Consider the following 22,305-nt stretch of genomic DNA (forward strand, 5'->3'; position numbering starts at 1 on the left):
ATTCACCTCATAATTTTTAGTTTAAAAGTTCCTTTAAATTGTCGAGATTTATTTTCGCACTTTCCATTGGTTCCAGGTCAAAATCCTCCTGCTCAACTACAAGCCAGTCAACATGATGTTCTTTTGCAGTTGCTAGCAGACTGTTCATATCAAGGATACCTTTCCCAATCTCAATACTCCGTTTTCTTCCCTCTATCTCTTTCATGTCTTTCATATGTAACGAAACGACACGGTTTCCATATTTATTCATAATAGCTGCAGGACTATAACCGGCATGAATTACCCAAAAGCAATCCAATTCTATTTTTACAACCTTTGGGTCAGTGTTCTCAAAAAGTAAATCAAACCCTGTACTACCATCAAACGTTTCAAATTCGAAATTATGGTTGTGATATGCAAATACCATTCCATTTTCGTTACAAACATGACCTATTGAATTAAGCTCTTCCGCTGTTCGTCGATAGCTATCAATTGACTCTCGTTTTTCTTCAGGTAGATACGGACATATAATTAAATTATTATCAATCTCTTGATTGTATAAAATTGTCTCTTTTAGCTTATCGCCTCTCAAAAGATCAAGACTAGTATGACTACCTGCCACACGAATATTCTTTTCATCCATCACTTGCTTGACTTGACGTGCTGATTTACCAAAAAAACCAGCAAATTGCACTGCCTCATAACCAAGGTCTGCAACTTTACGTACTGTGCCCAGGAAGTCCTTTTCGGTCGCTTCCCGCACAGAATACAGCTGAAGTCCTATACCACGCATTAGACACACTCCTCCCTGTAGAAAATATAAGACTGGTCTGTCACCCTGTTTTCTAAGAAGATAAAGTAACGCGACATCCTTCGAAATTTGACAAAGCAGCAGCATCGTTTATCTTTGTGAGATTAATAACATCTGTCTTAGTAATAGTTGGTTCAATACCACTTTTTATTTTGGCTACCCATTGTTCTAAAGGTTTTGGAACTGAAGGTACCTTTTCATCTAATACGAACCATTTCCCATGACCGTGATGAATACTTTTCATTCGGATTTCTCCATCAACACATAATAATGTTCCCTCTGTTCCATATAGCTCTAACTGGAAAGGGCTGCCATGTGATAGAAAACTAGTCTCAAGCACTCCCAGTACACCCGATTCATATTCTACAATCACTGCTGCGCTTTCATCGACCTCACTATTGGCACCTTGCTGCAAACGAGAAAATACGGTATTGGGAGTCCCAGCCAGACGATTGGTCAGATAAATTGGATGTGCACCAAGATCGATCAATGAGCCACCACCTGCCTGTTCTTTATTAAAAAAACGGTCTGGTAGCCAGCCCTGTGTACCACCCTCCGGTACCACAGCGCCATTATGGGCAAGACGACATCGAACCATAGTCAATGTACCAAGCCAATTCTCTTTCAAAGCTTTTTCGGCATAATAAAATTCTTTTTCCGTTAAACGTGGTAGAGAGACCATTAACTCGACACCATGTTTTTCAACCACGTTATAGATTTCTTCACAGTCTTCATTCGTAAATGCTAAAACTTTTTCCGTAAAAATATGCTTCTTCTTTTCAGCTGCAGCAAGGATAATCTCTTTATGAAGATTAGTGGGCGTGCTCACAACAACAGCATCTATATCTGGATTTGATAAAATAACGCCCAGATCTTTTTCAAAAGGGACGCCCAGTTCATCAGCCCACGCTTTCCCTCTGTCAACTTCCTCATCCCATACAGCTCCGATGGTCAATTGTTCATGCTCTAATACCTCACGCACATAATCATTCGCATGAACATGCCATCTGCTTAAAAGCGCAACATTCATTCTCTATGATCCTCCCAATAACCTCAGATTTTAATCGAAATATACTGCTTTTCCTGTCTTAGCCGATTCATAAATTGCTTCTAAAATTTGTGTCACTACAAGAGCTTCTCTAGGCTTAACAGTAGGTTCAGTGTCATTTAGCAGACTATCCACCCAAAGTCGTATTTCTAAATCGGTGTCACTCTCGGATTCTCCCTCATAAAAGGCAACCCCTGTATTATCAAGCTCTACATTAGTGGTGTACAGCTTTCCAAATTCCTCACCATTAATACGTAGACCGTCCTTCATGTCTGCGCCACCCTTAGTTCCGCTTAACGAACATTTCGCTTCATCAACATCTAATGAATTAAGTGCCCAGCTTGACTCTAGTACGATTGTAGCACCGTTTTCCATCGTGATAAATCCAAAGGCAGAATCCTCTACTGTAAACTTATCAGGATCCCAAGGGCCCCAAGCATTAGCAGCATCTTTATGTTTGCCTAATTTATGGAATGTTGAACCCATGACAGATTTCGGCTTGTAATTGTCCATCATCCACAGGGTCAAATCAAGTGCGTGTGTTCCAATATCAATTAGTGGTCCACCGCCTTGCTTTTCTTCATCCAAAAATACACCCCAGGTCGGTACCGCTCGGCGACGAATCGCATGTGCTTTGGCATAATATACTTCACCTAAATCACCGCGTTGAGTGACTTTACGTAAATATTGACTGTCCTGCCTAAAGCGATTATTATAACCAATTGTTAGCTTTTTGCCAGTTTCCTCTGCAACATCAATCATGCGTTCAGCCTCTTCAGACGTTTTAGCCATTGGTTTTTCGCACATCACATGCTTTCCAGCTCTCATTGCAGCAATGGAAATTTCCGCATGGGAAATATTCGGTGTACAAACATGTACAACATCAATCGTTGAATCAGTTAGTAATTCTTTATAATCTTTATAAACTTTTGCATCTGACGTACCATATTTTTCTGAAGCGATTTTAGCTTTCTTTTGATCGGTATCGCAAAACGCAACCATCTCCACCTGCTCTAATTTTTTTAAGCTTGGAAAGTGTTTTCCGTTTGCAATTCCTCCACACCCAATAATAGCAACTTTTAACGTTTTCATTATTTCATCATCCTTTTAAAGTTATTCTTTAACTGATCCTGAGGTTAAACCTGAAACAATCCGTTTTTGGAAAAATAACACCAGGATTACAATCGGAATTGTTACAATTACAGTAGCTGCGGAAATATCTCCCCATGGAATAGAATACTGGCTTTGATACATAGAAATACCAACAGGAACAGTACGCCATTCGTCAGCTGTATTAATCGTCAATGCAAATAAATACTCATTCCAGGCGGCAATAAATACAAGAATTCCCGTTGTGAAAATACCTGGTGCAGCTAATGGTAAAATGACTTTTCGAAACGTCTGAAACGGACTCGCACCATCAAGTTTAGCAGACTCTTCAAGTTCAAATGGTATTTTTTGAAAAAATGTTGATAGAATCCAAATAGATAACGGTAAACTAATAGTTATATAGGGAATAATTAATCCCAGATAACTGTTTCGTAATCCAAGTCCAGTTATAAGATTGAACATTGGAGATATTATTGCAATTTGTGGGAACATAGATGCCGCTAGCACTATTCCCAGTATTAGGCCCTTCCCTTTAATCGGCAGTCTCGTCACCGCATAAGCAGTAAATGACGCAAACGTTATCGATAGAATAGTAGTTAGTGACGAAACTACAAAGCTATTTAACATGTACCGAAGCAACGGTCGATTTGTTAAGGCAGCATTATACGATTCAAGTGTTGGGTTACTCGTAAACCATTTAAACGATGAGAATACTTCACCAGGTGGTTTAATCGACGTTAAAAACACCCAGATAAATGGAAACATGACTAGAAAAACAAATATAACCAAAAATAAGTAAAATCCAAATCCAGCTCGCTTATTCATTGTATCCCCCCCTTATTTCGAACGACCTGCAAATAATTCTGAACCAATTAATTTTACATAGACAATACTGATGACTGCTACACATAAAAACACGATTACGGAAAGTGTAGAGCCCTCTCCAAAGTTCTGTTGAGCAAACAATGTTTTATATGCATAAATCGAGATTGATTCAGTCGCATTAGCCGGTCCACCACCAGTTAATACATAAATCAGGTCGAACACTCGGAAAGCATCCAGTGTTCTGAACAGTAATGCAACTAATATAGACGACTTTAACAATGGCAGCGTAATATTCCGAAATTGCTGGAATTTATTTGCACCATCTACATCAGATGCTTCGTATAATGAAGCTGGAATTGTTTGCAGACCTGCCAATAGTAACAGCGCCATATATGGAGTCGTTTTCCAAACATCTGCAAAGATAACAGAAAACATTCCTCCATCTGCTGTTGAGAGTAACCAGGAAGCATCTGGAATAATGTGCAATAATTCCAGGTAATGACCAACAATACCTGATTGACCATCATATAAAAAGCCCCACATCATGGCAGCCACAGCTGTTGGAATTGCCCATGGAATCAAAACGGACGCCCTAATAATTCCTCTGCCTTTAAATGCCCGATTAATAAGTAGTGCTATTGCAAGCCCCAGCATCAACTCAAAGGCTACGGAAAGGACGGTAAAATAAGTTGTGTTCCATAAAGATCTCCACATTCGTATGTCTTGAAAATAGTTAACATAATTAGCTAAACCAACAAAGTTTGACTTCAAAATTGTATCACTTGTGGCTCCAAGCAGTCCTGCTGTTTGTTTGAATTGTTCACTTAATGCCTTATCACCGATAGACTCAGAAATCTTTGATAAATCTTCCTGATAAGAGTCCAAAGCTGACCGGTAGTCTTTTGCGAAGTCTGTCTCTATTTCCATGTACTTCAATTCCATATCTTTAACAGGTTTATAATTCATCAGCATCTCATTTATTTTATCTACTTTTTGTTTAATAGCTTCATCGCTAATTAAATCCTCATGATGACTGATTATCCCCTGTTCCACTGAAGTAATTGTTTCTTTAATCGCTTCCTTATCAGTTGATGATTTTAAATCTTCTAATTGGTTTTCAATATAAAAGTAGTTATTAAGATAGCTTTCAAGATCCATATTTGACCCAAGTAACGTTTCAGAACGGGCGGGATCATTCAACCTGTAATCAAACATACTATTCCAAAATGACTGAGCAACCGGCCATAGAATAACTACTACTACGAGAATCAAGGATGGAATAACCATCGCATAGCCCAATTGTTTTTCATTAAGCTCGAATCTGGCTTTTTTCTTATTACCCATAGTAACCCTCCTCACCTTTTAAACTGACAATATGTAAGAAAAAGCAAGATGAGGGTTTCCCACCTTGCCCTATAGTTTACTTCGTATTATTCACTAACTGCTTTTTCGATTTTTGTTTGCATATTTTTGGCAGCTTCCTCAGCAGTTTGCTCACCTGCTAAAGCTTTAGAAAGTTCAATTTGCAAAATATCAGAAATTACTGGATAGATTGGAGTTATAGGTCTTGGTACTGCGCTTTCCAATACTTTAACGAATTCTGGATTTGCAAATAATGGGCTAGCTTCTTTAATTTCTTCGTCATCATAAAGTGCTTTTAAAGTTGGAGCAGATCCACCTTCAATCGCAGTAATTTTTTGACCTTCAGGACCAGTCATGAATTTTACAAACTCCCATGCTGCCTGTTGATTTTCTGAATAACGGTTAATCATTGTCATCCAGCCACCTAGAGTAGACGCACTACCTGCATCACCTTTTGGAAGAGTAGTAATTTCTACATTGCCAGCAACTTTTGAGCGGGACTCATCAGCTGCAGATGCCTGCATGTAAGGCCAGTTACGAGCAAATACTGATTTACCTTCAATAAATGCAGTCTCTGTTTCGGTTTCCATAAAGTTTAAAATATTATCAGGTACAAAATCTGAACCTACAATCTCTTGCATTTTTTTAATTGCTTTAATTGTTTCAGGACTATTTGCTACAACGTTATTTTCTTCATCAATAATCTGCCCACCGTATGAAGCGATAAACTCAATTGCATTACAAACCAATCCTTCATATTGAGCAGCTTGCATTAAGTATCCAAACTCAGTTCCTTCTTTACCCTGTAATTCTTTTGCTTGTTTAATCAATTCATCCCAAGTTGTAGGAGGCTCTTCAACTATATCTGAACGATAGTAAAGTACGCCTGCATCCGTAAACTTTGGCATTGCCCATTGCTTGCCATTAAATTTACCAGATGCTACAGTACCAGGGAAATATGCACTCATATCAATGTTATCTTTTTCAATAAAACGGTCTAATTCCAAAGCGTAGTCTGCTTGAGCAAACTCAGCAGGCCAGATAACATCAGCATCAAAAACATCAATTTCAGAACTCTGCGCACTGAAAGTGGTTACATATTGATCATGCTGTGCTCCTGTATCTGCAGGCATCTCACGAAATTCTACATTAATGTTTGGATGTGCTTCTTCGAAAGCGGCAACTAGCTTCTCATTCGCACCTGTTGTATCCACACCCCGAGCGTAAACGATTGTAACTTCTTCTTCCTCAGCAGGTTCTTCTGTTTCTGTTGCTGGATCCTCACTTGAAGTATCCTTTGGCTCGTCTTTCGCGGTATCACCGTTATTACAGGCTACTAATAAAATCACCAATACAATTAACCAAAAACTGCCTAATCCTTTTTTCCAAAGCTTCAAAATAAATCCCCCTTTTTTGGTTAGATCCCACTATCTTGAAATGAATCGATTATAATTTTCAAAAAATGAAATCGATTACATCTGACTATTATTATACAATAACAAAATAGGTTGTCAATTACTTTTTAAAGAAAATTCGGTGCCTGGCACCACTCGAATTATGTCGAATTTTAGTTAAAATAAAGAGACATGGGTTTTTGTGTCCACCCATGTCTCGTCATTATTTTCTTAAAAATCCGCCTTCTGAATTTATTACCTGGCCAGTTATCCATGCTGCTTCATCACTTACAAGGAACTTAATTAATCGTGCAGCATCATCAGGCATTCCAATACGACCCATCCCGAACTTATTCGATAGTTCCTGCTTTACTCCTTCAGACATCCATCCCGTGTCTGTTGGCCCAGGATTTACAGCGTTCACTGTAATACCAAGATGTGCTACCTCAGCAGAAAGCGATAAGGTAAATCCAGTAATTGCTGCTTTTGTTGCACCATATGCTAACTCTTCCACCATAGGACCCTGTGCCTGGCCAGAAGTCATGTTCACAATCCTTCCAGCAGTACCCTTATCTTCTTCAAGTCGCCGTGAGAATTCAGCACATAGCAAAAAAGTCGCACGCATATTGACTGCGTAATGACGATCAAGCGTTAACGAATCAAGAGTCTGGTAGCCATCCCTGGTTGAATAGGCTGCATTGTTAACTAAAATAGTTGGCAAACCTAATTCAGTCTCTACCTTATCCAATATTTCATAAGGAGCATGAGAATTAGCTAAATCTATTTCCATGGAAGCACAGCGAACACCTAACTCAAGTAATTCTTGTTGAAACGTATTGGCCCATCCCTGGTTAGCTTCCCAGTAGGTGAAGAAAACTGCACATCCATCAGCTGCTAGCCGCCGACATGTCGCAGCACCTATTCCATTTGTGTGGCTTACACCTGTCACAACTGCAATTTTATCGGACACACCTGTTCCCCCTTATGTAGACTCACGAATAACTAATTCATGATCTAATATGATGCTTTCAACCTGCTTACCCTTGATCTTATTGATAATCATATTTGCTGACAAACAACCCATTTTATACATAGGTTGTGAAACGGTTGTAAGAGTGGGATGTGTCATATTTGAAAAGGCAATTTTATCAAAGCCTACCAAAGCCACGTCACGCGGTACCTGCAAGCCAGAAATATTAATTTCTTTCAATGCTCCAATTGCCAAAATATCTGACACAGCAAATACAGCTGTTGGTCTTTTCGATTCAGGCAAGTCCAGCAAAACCCTCATTGCGCGTTTCCCATCTTCAAAATCTAAATCCTCTGTGTTATAAACCCAGTCAGGATCTATTGTTAAGTCGAATTCTTTCATCGCCTTTACGTAGCCTCTGCGTCGTTCACGTGCAAACAAATATTTTTCATCATAATTGATAAGAGCAATTTTTTTCTGGCCAATTTTTATTAAATGTTTAACGGCATGATAAGCTGCCAGCTCGTTATTAATCGTGACATACGAAATGTTTGCATCTTCATCAAATTCACTGCATTGAACAATGGGATATTGACTTGCAAGCTCAACAAGCTTAATCTTGTTCACCGAAGGATCCATTGAAATTATCCCATCTGCCAGTCGGTTACGGATGAGGTTAAAATAAATAGATTCTCTGTGGGGATTTGAATCTGTTTCACAAAGAAGAATGTTATACCCCAGATTAATTGCTGTATCTTCAATACCATTAATAATTTCCGTGTAAAAGGGATTTGAAATGCTTGGAATAAGTACAAGCAGCAACCTGCTTTCTGAGTTTCTTAAGTTGCGTCCCAATACACTTGGTTCATAATTCAGTTCATTGATTGCCTGTTCCACTTTCAATCTTGTCTTTTTTGCAACAGTGTTTGAATTGTTGAATACCCGTGATACCGTTGCAACGGAAACCCCAGCTTTTTTAGCCACTTCTTGAATGTTTGCCATGAGATCCCTGCTTCCTATGTTGAAATCGATTACATTAATCTTATATTTACTGCAAATATTTGTCAATAAGACCGAAAAAATATATATGTATTACCAAGTAAGTTTCACGTCTTATAAAAATTGCTCTTATAATGCGCAGTTGATGAAAAGTGCGACATAACTGCTGTGTTGATTTCCGTTCCAAGCAGTCGCTTTCCGCGGGCAACGCTTCAATCAACTGCTTCATTAGTGAATGGTTAATGTGTAATTTAATGAATATGAATCAGGTAAACGAATTTGCAAAGCACCGTACCAGCGAAGGAAATACACTTAGACTCCTGCGGGAAAGCGAACAGGCTGCTGAAAAAGCGGTAAATTTTAAAAATTTAACTTTTCACTTCAAATTAGCATCTTGAATATACGTAGACTCCTGCGGGAAGTAAGAGATCGACGAGACCCCGCAGGACGGTAGTCCGAGGAGGCTCGGCACTCTCCCTAAGGTGCGCGAAGTATATTCGAAGATGCGATGGTAGATCGACACATTTTGTACCATATTTAAGTTTTTCAGCGGCCTCGAAAGCGAAGACGATGAGACCCCACAGTGAGCGTTCTTTGCGAGCTAGGCGGCTCAGCGCAAGCCCGCGGAAAGCTTAGTGTATTTCCGTAGCGATAAGTTACGTCGCAGTTCATAGATTTTACCAAATACAACAACCTTTTATAAAACAACATTAAAAAACCCATAACTCCCTCTGTAAAGGGGTTATGGGTTTCGACAGATTGATCGTCTATAAGCTTTTTAATGCTTCTTCAATCTGGACATCTCCTGAAATCATTTCAAACGCTTTATGATAAGCATTCTGTTCCTGAATTGCTGCAATCATTGTCTTTGCAACATCAGCACGTGGGACTGAACCACGTTCAACAGTGTCGCCTACCTTAATTTTACTTGTACTTTCATCGTGAGTTAGACCACCCGGACGAACGATTGTGTAATCCAATCCAGTGCTCATCAAATATTCATCTGCTTCTTTTTTCATTTTTAAATAGTGGTACATTCCCTCATTACCTTTTTCTGGTTCACCAAGCTCGCGCCCTGCTCCAAAGCTACTTAAAATAATAAATTTCTTGGTACCGGTTTTCTCTGTTGCTTTCATAAGATTAATCGCACCATCACGATCAACTGAAGTAGTTTTATCTGGCCCTGTTTTACTTCCTGAGCCTGCTGCGAATATCACAACGTCCATGCCTCTTACAGCATGACCGACATCTCCTTCTAAATCAGCAATAACTGGAATACCTCCGAGTTTTTCAAGCTCAGGTTTCTGTTCTTCCTTTCGAAGCATTCCATATGGTTCGTGTCCATCCTGTTTTAAATATTGTATAAGTAAACGGCCTGTATGTCCATTTGCTCCTGCTACTAGTACTTTCATTAAAATCTACCCCTTTCCTAAAAATCGTATACTTTATATGTTGCCGTTAGGCGTTATTATTAAACCTACTCAAATAAAGAAAGCTATTTTCCACAATATTTTATATAATAGTTAGTAACAACACTTACTAGACTAACGAGGATGGAATATATGAATTGGAATAACATCAACAAACGTGTTCAAGAAACCTTCACTTTTTTACATGATCACCCTGAAATTAGTTGGGAAGAAGTAAACACCACTAACTACATCGCACAACTCCTAAAAGTAAACGGTTGTAACGTAACCACATTTGATGACTGTACAGGCGTAGTTGGTGAGTTTGGAAATTTCACAAATGGAAAACCTGTTGTGGCAATCCGTGCAGATATGGATGCACTTTGGCAGGAAGTAAATGGTGAATACCAAGCCAACCACTCCTGCGGTCATGATGCACATATGGCAATGGCCTTAGGTCTACTTTGGGTGCTGAAAGAAAACTCTTTGGAAGATCAGATTGCCATTAAATTTATTTTTCAGCCTGCTGAGGAAAAAAGCTCGGGTGCTTTAAAAATGATCGAAAAAGGTGTGATTGACAACGTAGAATACTTATACGGAATTCATTTACGCCCAGCACAGGAAACACAGATGGGTTACGCAACTCCTGTAATTGTGCACGGAGCAACAAGAAAGTACCGTGCAACAATTAAAGGACATGATGCCCATGGTGCTAGACCCCATCTCAACCATAATGCAATTGAAATTGGTGCACAGCTCGTTAATATGATGAACAAAATCCATCTCGATCCGCGTGTACCACACACAGTTAAAATGACTTCCTTTCATGCAGGAGGTAAGAGTATTAATATTATTCCTGGTAGTGCTACCTTCTCACTGGATATGCGCGCCCAGTCAAACGAACTTATCGATTTACTTGAACAAAAGGTCAAAGGAATATTTGCTTCAATCAGTGATCTGTACGATATCACCATCTCAGTTGATGAAGTCAGTGGGGTTGTTGCTGCGAAAACGAACAAAGAGGCAATTGGAATAATGAAGCAAGCTATTACCAAATCCCTAGGTGCAGATAAAGTTGGTGCTCCCCTCGTGTCACCGGGTGGAGACGATTTCCATTTTTATACGTTGAAAAAACCAACACTTAAGGCAACGATGGTTGGACTTGGCTGTAACCTCAAACCAGGCCTGCACCATCCAGCTATGACATTTAACAAAGCAGCCATGCTAAATGGCGTAAAAATACTGTATCACGCAATCCTGCAAACCTATAAACTGAAATAGAACATGGCAATCGCCATGTTCTATTTGTGATGCCTGTCACTTGTCGAACTACAAGAAGAACCCACCGTAACTTAGGGCGGCAGCGATAACAAATGCTGGGTGGATTTTTATTCAGTCTTCATCGTTCATCCATTTATACTTTTCCACAACTTCTTTATGTATTAACGGAATTGATCCAGGTCCATTCCAATTCTAAAAAAGGCTACGAATATATTCCAATAAACCATCTGACTGCCCTCTGCTAATGGATGGATATTCCCTTTTAAAATACTAGGCTTATTACCAAGCGCTATTCATCTTCTTTTTGATCAACAACTAATTTCTCATCTATATCGTTTCTATCATAGTTTTTCCCAAAAAACTTCTTCATTTTTTCATCTGCCTTTTGTTTTATCGGCTCGTCGATATGAGAAATGATTCTGTATAGAGCATATACAATTACCGCACTATCATCCGTTAAACCCACAAGCGGTATAAAATCAGGTATGAAATCAATCGGCAAAATCAAATACCCTAAAGCACCTGCAATTGTTAGTTTTGCGGACTTGGGTGTGTTCGGGCTTTTAAAAGCATAAAACAGCAAAAAACTGTAATAGGCTAGCTTAGTCCCTAAAACCTTTGCATATTTTAGCATCTTGGTTGAAAATTTATTTTCAGAAAAGTGTTTTTGACTTCCCTCAATTGCTTGAGCAGGTTTGAATTTCTTTAGTTTATCTTTATAGTTTTTTTCATTGGACATATGTAATCCCTCCATCAATCTCTTACGTTAATGGTAGAGTTTCCCCCTGAGAAATGCAATTTATTAGACCCTCCACTAAGTTAAATACGACAAAATATGATAGTGAGCAAAAAAAACACCCCAATAAAGAGGTCAGTTAACTATCTATTCGTCGCAAACCTTTACATCATACGTTCTTAGCCAATGATCAATTTGACATAAATGGGCAATTAATTGTGGCCCTTTCATCAGCTGACCATACCACGGTTCTGTAAACTCTTTTCCTTCACTTTTAACAATAGCCTCCACTTTCTCTCGTTTCACGAAATCAAATAGTGGGGAAGTAGAGTCTGCCAATATCTCTTCCATCCAGTTCACTACCTGACGTGTATACTCCGGTTGAAACGTTTTAGGATAGGGACTCTTCTTACGATACAGAACATCATCCGGTAAAAAGTCTTCCATTGCTTTTCGTAAAATACCTTTCTCTCTGCCCTCATGCATTTTCATTGACCATGGAATATTCCAAACATATTCAACTAGCTTATGATCTGCAAATGGAACCCTGACCTCTAAACTGGCACCCATACTCATCCGATCCTTACGATCTAGCAACTGTGCCATAAACCAATGCATATTCAAATAAAATAATTCTCGTCTCTGAGCGTCAGGTTCACTCTCTCCAGCAAGCTTGGGAGTTTCATTAATTGTTTCTTTGTAACGATCTTTCACATACGTTTTAAGATCCAATCTCTTCTGCCATTCCGGGTGAAGCAAGTCTATCCTTGAATCCAATGATTTCATCCAGGGAAAACCATTCTCCTGTGAACTCGCTGGATCATGGAACCAAGGATAACCTCCAAAAATTTCATCTGCACATTCCCCAGATAAACTAACAGTTGTATGCTGTTTGATGCGACGACAAAACCATAGTAACGAAGAATCAATATCTGCCATACCCGGCTGGTCCCGTAACTCAACAGCTTCCTTAAGTAAATCTGCCAGTTCAAATCCAGTAATCACTTCATCATGGTGATTTGTTGACAAATGGTTGACGACTTTTTGAATCCATAATCGATCACTTGAAGGCTGAAATTTACTAGCCTCAAAGAACTGCTCATTCCCATCATAGTCGACGGAAAAAGTAGACAAGTCCCCCTTCCCTTTATCCTCAAAATAACCGGATGCTATAGCAGTAATCGCACTAGAATCCAGACCACCTGACAAGAATGTGGATACAGGAACATCTGCAACTAATTGCCGTTGAACAGCATCAACAAACAGACTTTTTACTTTCGCTGCTGTTTCCTCAACAGTATCAGTATGTTCATAACTTTTCACATTCCAATACCGCCATACATTTAATCCGGACTTTGAAAAAATTAATGCTTGACCTGACCTTAGTTCTTTAAACCCCTTAAATATACCGTGACCTGGCGTCCTTGATGGTCCTAAACCAAATATTTCGGACAAGCCTGTCACATCCACTTCAGCCTCAACATCGTCGTGAGCCAAAATAGCTTTTAATTCCGACCCAAAAATAAAACGTCCATTTTTCTCGAGATAAAATAATGGCTTGACACCAAGCCGATCTCTTGCCATAAACAACCGCTCTTCGCCAGCGTCCCAAACACCAAAAGAAAATATCCCATTTAAATAGTCAACACATTCCTCCTTCCATTCCATATAAGCTGTAAGTAAAACTTCTGTATCAGATGTTGTACGAAATGAGTAGCCTTTACTACTCAATTTTTTTCGTAAATCATCTGTATTATACAATTCCCCATTGTACACAAGTGTGTAAGTCACACCATTATGTTCCTTGCTCATTGGCTGTATTCCACCTTCAAGATCTACAACCGCAAGTCTCTTATGTCCAAATGCAGCGTGCTGACTCATCCATACCTGTGAATCATCCGGACCTCTTAATGACAATGTTTCTGTCATTTTTTCTAGCGCTGACCGCTCTTTTCTAACATCTTTTTGCCAGCTAACAATACCTGTGATTCCACACAAAATAAATCATCCTTCCCACGATAAACTTTTTCCACATGTCATTTTATGCAAGTAAGTGGGTGGCCGTCACTTTAAGTTAGTTTCTGCATCTTGCTTTGCAATCTATTGTAAAAATATTATTAAAAAAACTCTTGCAATCGATAGACAGACCTATTATACTATTGAAAATTACCCTTATCAGTACTAATTATATAAACTAATACTTTTATTAGTAATATTAATAAAAATTATTACTCTATAAGGTATTAAATTGATTATATTTTACCGTAAAGGAGGCGTTTTATGAGTCAGCATGAAAATAAGAAAGAAATCGATGAGCTAGACAAGGATATTATTAAATTTCTTTCTGAAAACGGTAGAATGTCATTCAGTGAAATTGCCGGTCATCTTGATGTTACCGAAAAAACTGTACGAACAAGATACAACAATATGGTTGATGCTAACATTATCAAAGTAATAGGCGTGGTTAATCAGATTGAACTGGGTATAAGAGTTGGGTCAATCATTCAACTTAAAGTTACACCCCAGAAGATTGATAACGTGATAGAAGATTTAAAGAAAGTAACTGTTATCCGTTATATCTCATCTACAAGTGGTGAATATCAGTTACTGGTTCAGGTGAATGTTCGAGACAACGATGAACTAAATCAAACAATAAAAACGGTTCAGCAAATACCTGATATAAGTTCGACGAATCTACTCATACAGACAGAAGTATTTAAAAATACATTTGATATCATTTAATTAAAGTAAAGGGGTTTAACAGCCCAAATTTAGAAAACTTGGCTTATCGCCTAGCTTTATGGCGAAAGCCTTAGTTGCACTTATGCAGAATGAAAGTTTTTATATTTTCTTTTCTGCTAAGAAATAAAAAAGATATTCTTTTTTACAATTAATTGTCATAATATTCATTTTTTAAGGAGGGGAAATACATGTTTTCTATTATTAAAACACTAACAGAGCTCCAAGGTCCCAGTGGGTTCGAACAACCTATCACTTCTTATATCAAGACAAAAATAACTCCGCTAAGTGATGAAGTAAAGGTTGACGGGATCGGGAATGTTATAGGCACACTTAAAGGAAATAAACCAGGTCCGAAAATTCTAGTAACAGCTCATATGGATGAAGTTGGCTTTATTGTTAAGAAAATTGAGAAGAACGGTTTACTCCGATTTGAAAAACTTGGTGGGCACGATGACCGGATATTGCTTGCTCAAAAAGTTTCAGTCCGTAGCAAGAGAGGAACAAAGCTTGGAATCATCGGTACCATGTCAGCACATTATCAAAAGTTTGACGATCCAAAAAGAGTACGTGATTATCGCCAGCTGTATGTAGATGTCGGAGCAAGCTCAGAGGAAGATGTTCAGAAAATGGGAATTGAAGTTGGTGATCCAGTTACATGGAATTCATCTGTGGAATATCTAGGCGATGAACAAAATGGAAAAATTGTTGGTAAAGGGTTTGATGATCGAGCAGGTTGTGCTGTATTAATACAATTACTTGAAAATCTTCAAAATCGAGATTTCGCTGGTGAGGTTATCGCATTATTTGCTGTCCAGGAGGAAGTTGGATTACGAGGAGCAAAAGTTGCCCTAGCCAATTTGGATTTCGACGTCGCAATAGCCATTGATGCAACGGTTACAAGTGATACACCAGAAGATGTAATGGACAGCACACTCACACTTGGTGGTGGAGCAGGGATAAAAGTCATGGATGGGAGCTTAATATCGCATCCGGCTGTCAAAGACAGACTAGTAGAACTAGCAAAATCAGAAGGAATTACTCATCAGTTAGAAATTTTCACAGGAATTGGAACAGATGCTGGAGCTGTTAATTTGGCTAATAAGGGCGTTCCCACAGGTGTTTTATCAATTCCTTCAAGAAATGCCCATTCACCTGTTGAGGTAATTGATTTAAATGATGTAGAGGCCGTAAATAAACTATTAACTTCATTCGTTAAAAATAACAGTAATGAAACAAAATTTACTTTTTAATCTAACAAAAACAACAACTGTGAGAGGAAGATTAATCTTGAACAAAATAAAACTGAGTCTATTGGTAACATTAGGTCTTTTATTAAGCCTATTAATGGCAGCATGCTCTACAAATGACGAAAGCGACAAAGCAACAAACCAAACAGAAAAAAGTGCATCGAAAAAGGAAGATGTTGAACAGGTATTTAACCTGATTAACGGAGACACAATCCCAACAATGGATTCAGCACTTGCCTCCGATGTATATGCATTAGATTTCCTTAATGCGAGCATGGAGGGGCTATACCGTCTTGGAGAAGATTCAAAACTCACACCAGGTATTGCTAAGGATCATACAATCAGTAAGGATGGTATGACATGGACATTTGATTTACGAGAAGATGCCGTTTGGTCAAATGGTGATCCTGTTACAGCACATGATTTTGTCTATGCGTGGCAACGTGTTATTGATCCGGAAACTGGTTCAGAATATGGCCCATACATGATGGGTGATGTTATTAAAAACGCAAAGGCTATCAATCAAGGTAAATTGCCCGTTGATAAATTAGGAGTAAAGGCATTGGATGACTATACATTGGAAGTAACCCTTCAAAAGCCGATACCATATTTCCAGTCTCTAACTGCTTTTGGTACCTTCTTACCACTTAACCAGGAATACGTGGAAGCGCAGGGTGAACAATACGGGACAAGCACAGACAAACTATTATTCAATGGACCTTTTATATTAAAAGACTGGAAAAGCACTGCAACATCATGGAATTTGGAGGATAACCCTGAGTACTGGGATGCAGACGCTGTTAAACTTGAAAAGATAACGTATGACGTTGTAAAAGATCCACAAACCGCTGTTGATTTGTACGAAAAAGGGAAAGTGGATCGTGCAGCAATATCTTCTGACTTAGTAGACAAATATGCCTCACATGAAGACTTTATCGTTACTCCTGAGCCTGGTTTATTTTATCTGAAATTTAACCAGAACAGCTCAGAAGCACTTGCCAATAAGAACATTCGCAAAGCTATGAGTAAAGCAATTAATAAACAAGCTCTAGTTGATGAAGTACTAAATAACGGCTCTACTGTATCAAGCGGGTTTATCCCGAAAGAGTTTGTAGAACATCCCAAATCAGGCAAGGGATTTCGTGAAATTAATGGTGAACTTGTAACCTACGATGCTGAAAAAGCTCAAACTCTATGGAAAAAAGGACTAAAGGAAATAGGCAAAGAAAATGTCTATATTGAAATACTAAGTAGTGACAGTGCAACGACTAAAACATTAACAGAATACATTGCTAACCAACTGGAGACAAATCTTCCAGGATTAGAGGTAACATTGAAACAAGTTCCATTTGAGCAGCGAATTGAACTTGGGACTAGTGGAGAATATGAAGTATTACTAGGAGGCTGGGCACCAGCATATCCAGACCCATATACATTTTTAAATGTGTGGTTGACAGATGGCGCTAACAACAATATGGGCTATTCAAACCCTGAATATGATGAATTAATTAAAAGTACTGTGAATGAGCTTGCACTTGACCCAGTCAAACGTTTTGAAGCATTTTTAGCAGCTGAAAAAATCTTAGCAGAAGATGCCGCTGTGGCACCACTGTATCAAAGTGCACGTGCGCAATTAATTTCTCCTAAAATCGAAGGGGTCGTTACAAATCCTACCGGTGCAGTTTACGAGTATAAGTGGGCACATGCAGTACCAACAGAATAATGAACAATAGAGAACAGCCTGAAAAAGAGTCCAACTAAAATTCAAAAACCCCCGATACCCTTAGTTTTAACAAAATTGAAGGGCCAAAGGGGGTTTTTATTTTGTTCTCATAAGCAAGCATAACTAAACCAAAAGAACAACATTACGAAAGGAATTAGTAGTATGAAAGATAACAAAGGTGAAACTAAGCTTTCGCCATTAAAGCCTGGCGATAAGTCATATTTTCTAATAAAAGAAATCTCACCCAATGCTTCATGCTGTCTACCGCTAATTACCTTGGAATTTCCAATATTATCGTTGTTCCTTTTTGTGGTGCTGATTTTACATTAATATTCCCATTTACTGACCGCGCACGTTCCTCCATACTGATTAGGCCCACACCATTAGATAATAATTGTTCCTTATCAAAACCTGCTCCTTTATCCTCGATTACTACCCTTATAGTATCTTCCGCCTCTCTGATAGTAACTGAGGCTCGTTTGACTTCTGCATACTTACGAACGTTAGTTAATGCCTCTTGAATTATTCGGTAAATCGTAATCTCGACATTACTTCCCAGTCTTTTTGTCAGGGTGCTATCAAAATAAACATCGATAAAATAGCTCTCAGAGAACCGGCTGAGGAATGAACGGATTGCAGGCATCAGTCCAAGGTCGTCAAGAACTGAAGGCCGTAGCGCCCAGGAAAAATCCCGCACCTCCTGAATTATTTCAGATGCTTCGCTTAGCATTTGGTCAACTAAAGGGTGATTCACTTCTGCACTTATGCGATTAATAGTAATTAAGTGACTATACAAATTTTGTCCTATTCCATCATGTATTTCTCTCGATAGCCTTTTTCTTTCATCCTCTTGAACATTAATGATCCGGGACATGGAATACTGCAATTCCTCTTCAATTCGCTTACGCTTCGTAATTTCAGAGCGCATGGCTAAATATTGATATGGCTTATTTGTGTCATCCAGGAATGGAACAATCGTGGTATCCACCCAGTAATAAGAGCCATCCTTCGCCTTATTTTTAATTTCACCCTGCCATACTTTACCGTTTCCGATTGTTCTCCATAATTCTTTAAAAAAACTGACTGGATGGTAGCCCGAATTAACAACTGCATGTGTATTACCTATTAATTCCTCGCGTGTGTAGTTTGATATTTCAACAAACTTATTGTTTACGTAAGTAATTTTCCCTTGTTTATCTGTAATAGCAACTATAGAAGACTCATCCAAGGCAAATTTTAAGTCAACGAGCTCCTGCATAGATTTTTTCAGTTTGTCTACAACTCGTTTATGCTCAGTAACCTCATTCCGTATCGCAAGGTATTGATGGGGTTTACCTTCCTCATTTAAAAATGGAACAATCGTCGTGTCTACCCAATAATACGACCCATCCTTTGCCTTATTTTTGAGTTCGCCTTTCCATATATCACCATTTGCAATTGTGCGCCATAGGTTTCGTATAAATTCCTTTTGGTGATGTCCTGAATTAATTACCCGGTGGTCTTGACCAATTAATTCTTCTTCCGTATACTGAGAAATTTTACAGAATTTTTCATTCACATACTTTATTTTTCCTGTTTGATCTGTAATTGCTACAATGGTAGATTCATCAAGGGCAAATTTCATATCTAACAGTTCGTCCAATACCTTCTGTGGTTCGATTCCAGACATAGATTGATTGTTACTTTTGTGGAGAACGAGGATCGTATATTTTTCCCCGTTTAGTATAAATGTGTTTTTACGCAGAAATAAGGGAAAGTGTTGCCCTCCATTGTTTCGTCCAAAATGGCGGATGACGGTTCCTTCTTCTACCGTAGATACAGATAGGTCAGGTATCAATTGCTGCAGCTCTTTGCCGGAACAATCATTTTCCAGATTAAATAACCACAGGGCCTGTTCATTAATGGAATGTATAATTTCTGAAGAATCTACAACAATTGTTGCATCTTCAGTAGCTTTTTGCTTGGAACGAATAATTCTGTCGCTATTTCTCATAACTGCTGGCATTCCCTCCTAGTATCGGCTTTCTACTGTTGTCTACTGCATCCCATATCCAAGTAATCCCTTTTTCAAAGCGTATGCTACTAGTTCAGGTCTTGTTTTCATCTGAAGTTTTTCCATTAGGTTACTCTTATGTGCTTCAACTGTTTTCACACTTATAACCAGTAATTCACCAATTTCCTTATTTGAATAACCCTTTGCAATCAACGTTAAAACTTCCTTTTCCCGGGCAGATAAAAGCTGGTAACTATCATAACCTTCCTGCTTCAAATTTCCCAAATACTCATCCATAAGCCTTTTTGTTGCTGAAGGGTGTAGGTATGCATCACCGCTACATACTGATTTAATCGCTTCAGTTAATTCGTGATGGGGTGCACTCTTCAGTACACAGCCTGAAGCACCTGCCTGTATTGCACGAAATAAATACTCTTCATCATCGTGCATCGTTAAAATTAAAATAGCCGTATCGGGTAATTGCTTTTTTAGTTCTGATGTAGCAGTCAAACCGTCTTTACCATGTGGCATACTCAAGTCCATTAGAACAACATCTGGTTTTAACTCCAAAGCGGCTCTGATTCCTTCATCGCCTTCAGATGCTTCACCAACTACCTCCATGTCAGGAACGGCATTTAATAGAACTTTTAACCCCATCCTTACTACCGCGTGGTCGTCTACTAATATAATTTTAATCATCCTTCTAACATCCCCCTAACCCTGATTGGCAGTACGAGTGAAACTTTAGTTCCCTCCCCTTCGATAGACGATATTAGACAAGAACCACCAGCAACTTTTACTCTTTGCTTCATTGCAGCAATTCCTTTAAAAGGATTATTTTCCATGGACCTGGAAACATTAAATCCTTTACCAGTATCAATAATATCTATTGTCAACGACTTTTCTTCCCATGTAAAATGAAGCGCTGTTTCACCGACATCTGCATGTTTAGCTGTATTTAGCAATGCCTCAACACACGACCTGTATATCGCCAAACTAACCAGTTCAGGAACTTCGCACTCTTCCCCCATTGATTTTACATGAACTTTAATTCCAAAGGTTATCGAAAATGACTTTACATAACTTTTTAATGCAGAGTTTAAACCCAAAGTTGGCAGGGTGATTGGATAAAGCCTTCCAGACAAAAGTCTAACATCTTTAATGGTATTGCTCATTAATAACGTCATCTCTTTTGCGTAATGTTTAAAATGCTCATTTTCTATACCCGTCTGTAGATACTCTAACCCCATGTGGATGCTGTAAAGATTCTGGCTGATATTTTCATGGAGCTCAAGTGCTATTTGTTTTGCCTCTAATTCGTATGACTCAATCAAACATGCACCCGCATGGTTATTACTTTGCTCCATCTATATCTTCTCCTCCCTATTATACCATTTTAATAGAATAATACAGCTTTGCTGACTCGTCATAAGCAGTCCATTTATCTTCTTTTTGATCAACATTACTAGTTAATGGAACGGCAAAAAAGAAGTGTTTATCGAAATAAATTCGCAGATGTGTTTCATCCGGACAAAGGGTCACTTTACTGACCTTACGTTTTACCCAAGGAGCCTGGTCTTCACTAGCACGACCTTGAATACACACTTCAACAGGTGCGTTAATGTATTTTTCTAAAGAATTAGCATTAACCGTTTCCACATTTACCGCTTCCTTTCTTAAGTGGAAGAACTTGCAGTTGATAACCTTGCAGCGTTTCCCAGAATTGTTCAGTTGCATTCTCTTCTAGATGATCGATCACGTCCTCTTCACATGACCATCTGCTCATTCCTTTCACTTCGGCAACCACAATTTCCATCCCGTCTTCTTCTTTGTTATCGAGGTACCAGTGAAGTCGTTCACGATTGAAAACACTTTCAAACATTGACTTTACATCACTAGCCAGTGTTCCTGTAGTTTTTTGGATAAAACAAAAATCCAGATATGTTTCACTTGGCATTGGTGCTTCCTCCTTTGTGGATCTCTTTTTTATAAATGAAGAAGGCAGTTGGGAACAACAATATATTTAGCCCCACATATAATAAAACTATCCAATAATTCTGGAAGAAAAACTGATGAACTAGTAATTGTGTGAAAATAATATTGAGTAATAGAATTACAGCTAATCCAATAACCCCTAAATAACTACGCTTCATAACGTTTCACCCTAACCGCGTAAACAGAACCCTTTTCAACTTTCACGACAATTTCTGGTAATGGTCTTCTTGGTGGGCCAGCAGTTGGAGCCCCAGTGTTAACGTCAAATTTACCATGGTGACACGGACAAATCATTTCCTTCTCTTCCTTAACCCAATAAACCGGGCACCTTAAATGTGTACAAGCGTTTTGATATGCAACATACTTATCTTCTTTTAACCGAATCAAGACTGCACTATCATTCTCACTTGGAAAATGAAATTCAGTTGAGTCACCAACAGCAAGGTCTTTCACATCCGTTATCCGGTAGTGTGGATATTCTTTATCCGAAAGTCCCATTAACTCTTTCGCAGCAACAGCACCCCAAGGAAGAGAGGAGACTGCAAAGATACCTGCAGCTCCAACCATTGTTTTCATAAATCCCCGTCTATCCAGTTGCCGTTCATTATTTCTATTTATATTGTGGGTATAATTATTATCCTTTTCAGAAACGTTGTTGTTCCAATCAGTCATTGTTTATAT

22 protein-coding genes and 1 pseudogene are annotated in these 22,305 nt (G+C 38.7%); 4 read left to right on the forward strand and 19 right to left on the reverse strand.

Features of this window, described 5'->3' with window-relative positions; genetic code table 11:
- Positions 1-16: 16 nt before the first annotated feature.
- The 9 genes from ACOI1D_RS03290 to ACOI1D_RS03330 form a co-directional block, all read right to left on the reverse strand.
- Positions 17-772, reverse strand: coding sequence for a sugar phosphate isomerase/epimerase family protein (locus ACOI1D_RS03290; RefSeq protein ID WP_422499199.1), 756 nt, complete (start codon positions 770-772; stop codon positions 17-19).
- A gap of 52 nt (positions 773-824) precedes the next feature.
- A complete protein-coding gene (locus ACOI1D_RS03295; RefSeq protein ID WP_422499200.1) occupies positions 825-1,820 on the reverse strand; it encodes a Gfo/Idh/MocA family protein in 996 nt (331 codons plus the stop codon).
- Between the two features lie 30 nt (positions 1,821-1,850).
- On the reverse strand, positions 1,851-2,930 hold the full coding sequence (locus tag ACOI1D_RS03300; protein WP_422499201.1) for a Gfo/Idh/MocA family protein: 1,080 nt from the start codon (positions 2,928-2,930) through the stop codon (positions 1,851-1,853).
- Between the two features lie 21 nt (positions 2,931-2,951).
- Positions 2,952-3,773 (reverse strand): carbohydrate ABC transporter permease, encoded by an 822-nt coding sequence (locus ACOI1D_RS03305; RefSeq protein WP_422499202.1) that lies wholly within the window; start codon positions 3,771-3,773, stop codon positions 2,952-2,954.
- A 12-nt stretch (positions 3,774-3,785) separates the two neighbouring features.
- On the reverse strand, positions 3,786-5,117 hold the full coding sequence (locus tag ACOI1D_RS03310) for a carbohydrate ABC transporter permease (RefSeq protein ID WP_422499203.1): 1,332 nt from the start codon (positions 5,115-5,117) through the stop codon (positions 3,786-3,788).
- Between the two features lie 86 nt (positions 5,118-5,203).
- Positions 5,204-6,532 (reverse strand): ABC transporter substrate-binding protein, encoded by a 1,329-nt coding sequence (locus tag ACOI1D_RS03315; protein ID WP_422499205.1) that lies wholly within the window; start codon positions 6,530-6,532, stop codon positions 5,204-5,206.
- Positions 6,533-6,752: 220 nt separating this feature from the next.
- Positions 6,753-7,499 carry an SDR family oxidoreductase gene (locus ACOI1D_RS03320; protein ID WP_422499206.1) on the reverse strand — a complete coding sequence of 249 codons (747 nt, stop codon included), beginning with the start codon at positions 7,497-7,499 and terminating at the stop codon, positions 6,753-6,755.
- 12 nt (positions 7,500-7,511) lie between these two features.
- On the reverse strand, positions 7,512-8,501 hold the full coding sequence (locus ACOI1D_RS03325) for a LacI family DNA-binding transcriptional regulator (protein ID WP_422499208.1): 990 nt from the start codon (positions 8,499-8,501) through the stop codon (positions 7,512-7,514).
- 764 nt (positions 8,502-9,265) lie between these two features.
- Positions 9,266-9,910 carry an SDR family oxidoreductase gene (locus ACOI1D_RS03330; RefSeq protein WP_422499209.1) on the reverse strand — a complete coding sequence of 215 codons (645 nt, stop codon included), beginning with the start codon at positions 9,908-9,910 and terminating at the stop codon, positions 9,266-9,268.
- A gap of 150 nt (positions 9,911-10,060) precedes the next feature.
- On the opposite strand from ACOI1D_RS03330, the gene ACOI1D_RS03335 reads away from it, so the two are divergent.
- The gene (locus ACOI1D_RS03335; RefSeq protein ID WP_422499211.1) at positions 10,061-11,188 is read left to right on the forward strand and encodes a M20 peptidase aminoacylase family protein; all 1,128 of its coding nucleotides are present in this window, start codon (positions 10,061-10,063) and stop codon (positions 11,186-11,188) included.
- Between the two features lie 114 nt (positions 11,189-11,302).
- Here the strand turns inward: ACOI1D_RS03335 and ACOI1D_RS03340 are convergent.
- The 3 genes and pseudogenes from ACOI1D_RS03340 to asnB form a co-directional block, all read right to left on the reverse strand.
- A pseudogene (locus ACOI1D_RS03340) lies at positions 11,303-11,415 on the reverse strand (chromate transporter); the annotation flags it as partial.
- Between the two features lie 62 nt (positions 11,416-11,477).
- On the reverse strand, positions 11,478-11,927 hold the full coding sequence (locus ACOI1D_RS03345; RefSeq protein WP_422499212.1) for a YkvA family protein: 450 nt from the start codon (positions 11,925-11,927) through the stop codon (positions 11,478-11,480).
- A gap of 144 nt (positions 11,928-12,071) precedes the next feature.
- Positions 12,072-13,922 carry an asparagine synthase (glutamine-hydrolyzing) gene (gene asnB, locus ACOI1D_RS03350; RefSeq protein ID WP_422499213.1) on the reverse strand — a complete coding sequence of 617 codons (1,851 nt, stop codon included), beginning with the start codon at positions 13,920-13,922 and terminating at the stop codon, positions 12,072-12,074.
- Positions 13,923-14,204: 282 nt separating this feature from the next.
- Here asnB and ACOI1D_RS03355 point away from each other — a divergent pair, with 282 nt between their 5' ends.
- The 3 genes from ACOI1D_RS03355 (at position 14,205) to ACOI1D_RS03365 (ending at position 17,636) form a co-directional block, all read left to right on the forward strand.
- Positions 14,205-14,666 (forward strand): Lrp/AsnC family transcriptional regulator, encoded by a 462-nt coding sequence (locus ACOI1D_RS03355; protein WP_422499214.1) that lies wholly within the window; start codon positions 14,205-14,207, stop codon positions 14,664-14,666.
- A gap of 188 nt (positions 14,667-14,854) precedes the next feature.
- Complete coding sequence (locus ACOI1D_RS03360; RefSeq protein ID WP_422499216.1) at positions 14,855-15,916, forward strand: M42 family metallopeptidase; 1,062 nt, start codon at positions 14,855-14,857, stop codon at positions 15,914-15,916.
- A gap of 37 nt (positions 15,917-15,953) precedes the next feature.
- Positions 15,954-17,636 carry a peptide ABC transporter substrate-binding protein gene (locus tag ACOI1D_RS03365; RefSeq protein WP_422499217.1) on the forward strand — a complete coding sequence of 561 codons (1,683 nt, stop codon included), beginning with the start codon at positions 15,954-15,956 and terminating at the stop codon, positions 17,634-17,636.
- A 271-nt stretch (positions 17,637-17,907) separates the two neighbouring features.
- Here ACOI1D_RS03365 and ACOI1D_RS03370 read toward each other — a convergent pair whose 3' ends face one another.
- The 7 genes from ACOI1D_RS03370 to ACOI1D_RS03400 are packed head-to-tail and all read right to left on the reverse strand — an operon-like array spanning position 17,908 to position 22,296.
- The gene (locus ACOI1D_RS03370) at positions 17,908-19,641 is read right to left on the reverse strand and encodes a PAS domain-containing sensor histidine kinase (RefSeq protein ID WP_422499219.1); all 1,734 of its coding nucleotides are present in this window, start codon (positions 19,639-19,641) and stop codon (positions 17,908-17,910) included.
- 30 nt (positions 19,642-19,671) lie between these two features.
- Positions 19,672-20,328, reverse strand: a complete 657-nt coding sequence (locus tag ACOI1D_RS03375) for a response regulator (protein WP_422499220.1) — start codon at positions 20,326-20,328, stop codon at positions 19,672-19,674.
- Entirely contained in the window at positions 20,325-20,996 is a 672-nt protein-coding gene (locus ACOI1D_RS03380; RefSeq protein WP_422499221.1) for a sensor histidine kinase, read from the reverse strand. Before ACOI1D_RS03380 ends, ACOI1D_RS03375 begins: the two co-directional genes overlap by 4 nt.
- A gap of 19 nt (positions 20,997-21,015) precedes the next feature.
- Positions 21,016-21,288, reverse strand: a complete 273-nt coding sequence (locus ACOI1D_RS03385) for a hypothetical protein (protein WP_422499223.1) — start codon at positions 21,286-21,288, stop codon at positions 21,016-21,018.
- On the reverse strand, positions 21,275-21,586 hold the full coding sequence (locus ACOI1D_RS03390) for a hypothetical protein (protein WP_422499224.1): 312 nt from the start codon (positions 21,584-21,586) through the stop codon (positions 21,275-21,277). Before ACOI1D_RS03390 ends, ACOI1D_RS03385 begins: the two co-directional genes overlap by 14 nt.
- Complete coding sequence (locus ACOI1D_RS03395) at positions 21,576-21,782, reverse strand: hypothetical protein (protein WP_422499225.1); 207 nt, start codon at positions 21,780-21,782, stop codon at positions 21,576-21,578. Before ACOI1D_RS03395 ends, ACOI1D_RS03390 begins: the two co-directional genes overlap by 11 nt.
- Positions 21,772-22,296: a Rieske (2Fe-2S) protein gene (locus ACOI1D_RS03400; protein WP_422499227.1), complete on the reverse strand. Its 525-nt coding sequence runs from the start codon at positions 22,294-22,296 to the stop codon at positions 21,772-21,774. The genes ACOI1D_RS03395 and ACOI1D_RS03400 overlap by 11 nt, the downstream gene beginning before the upstream one ends.
- Positions 22,297-22,305 lie beyond the last annotated feature (9 nt).

The sequence above is a fragment of the Virgibacillus sp. DJP39 genome (genome assembly GCF_049310925.1).
GTDB lineage: Bacteria > Bacillota > Bacilli > Bacillales > Amphibacillaceae > Virgibacillus_F.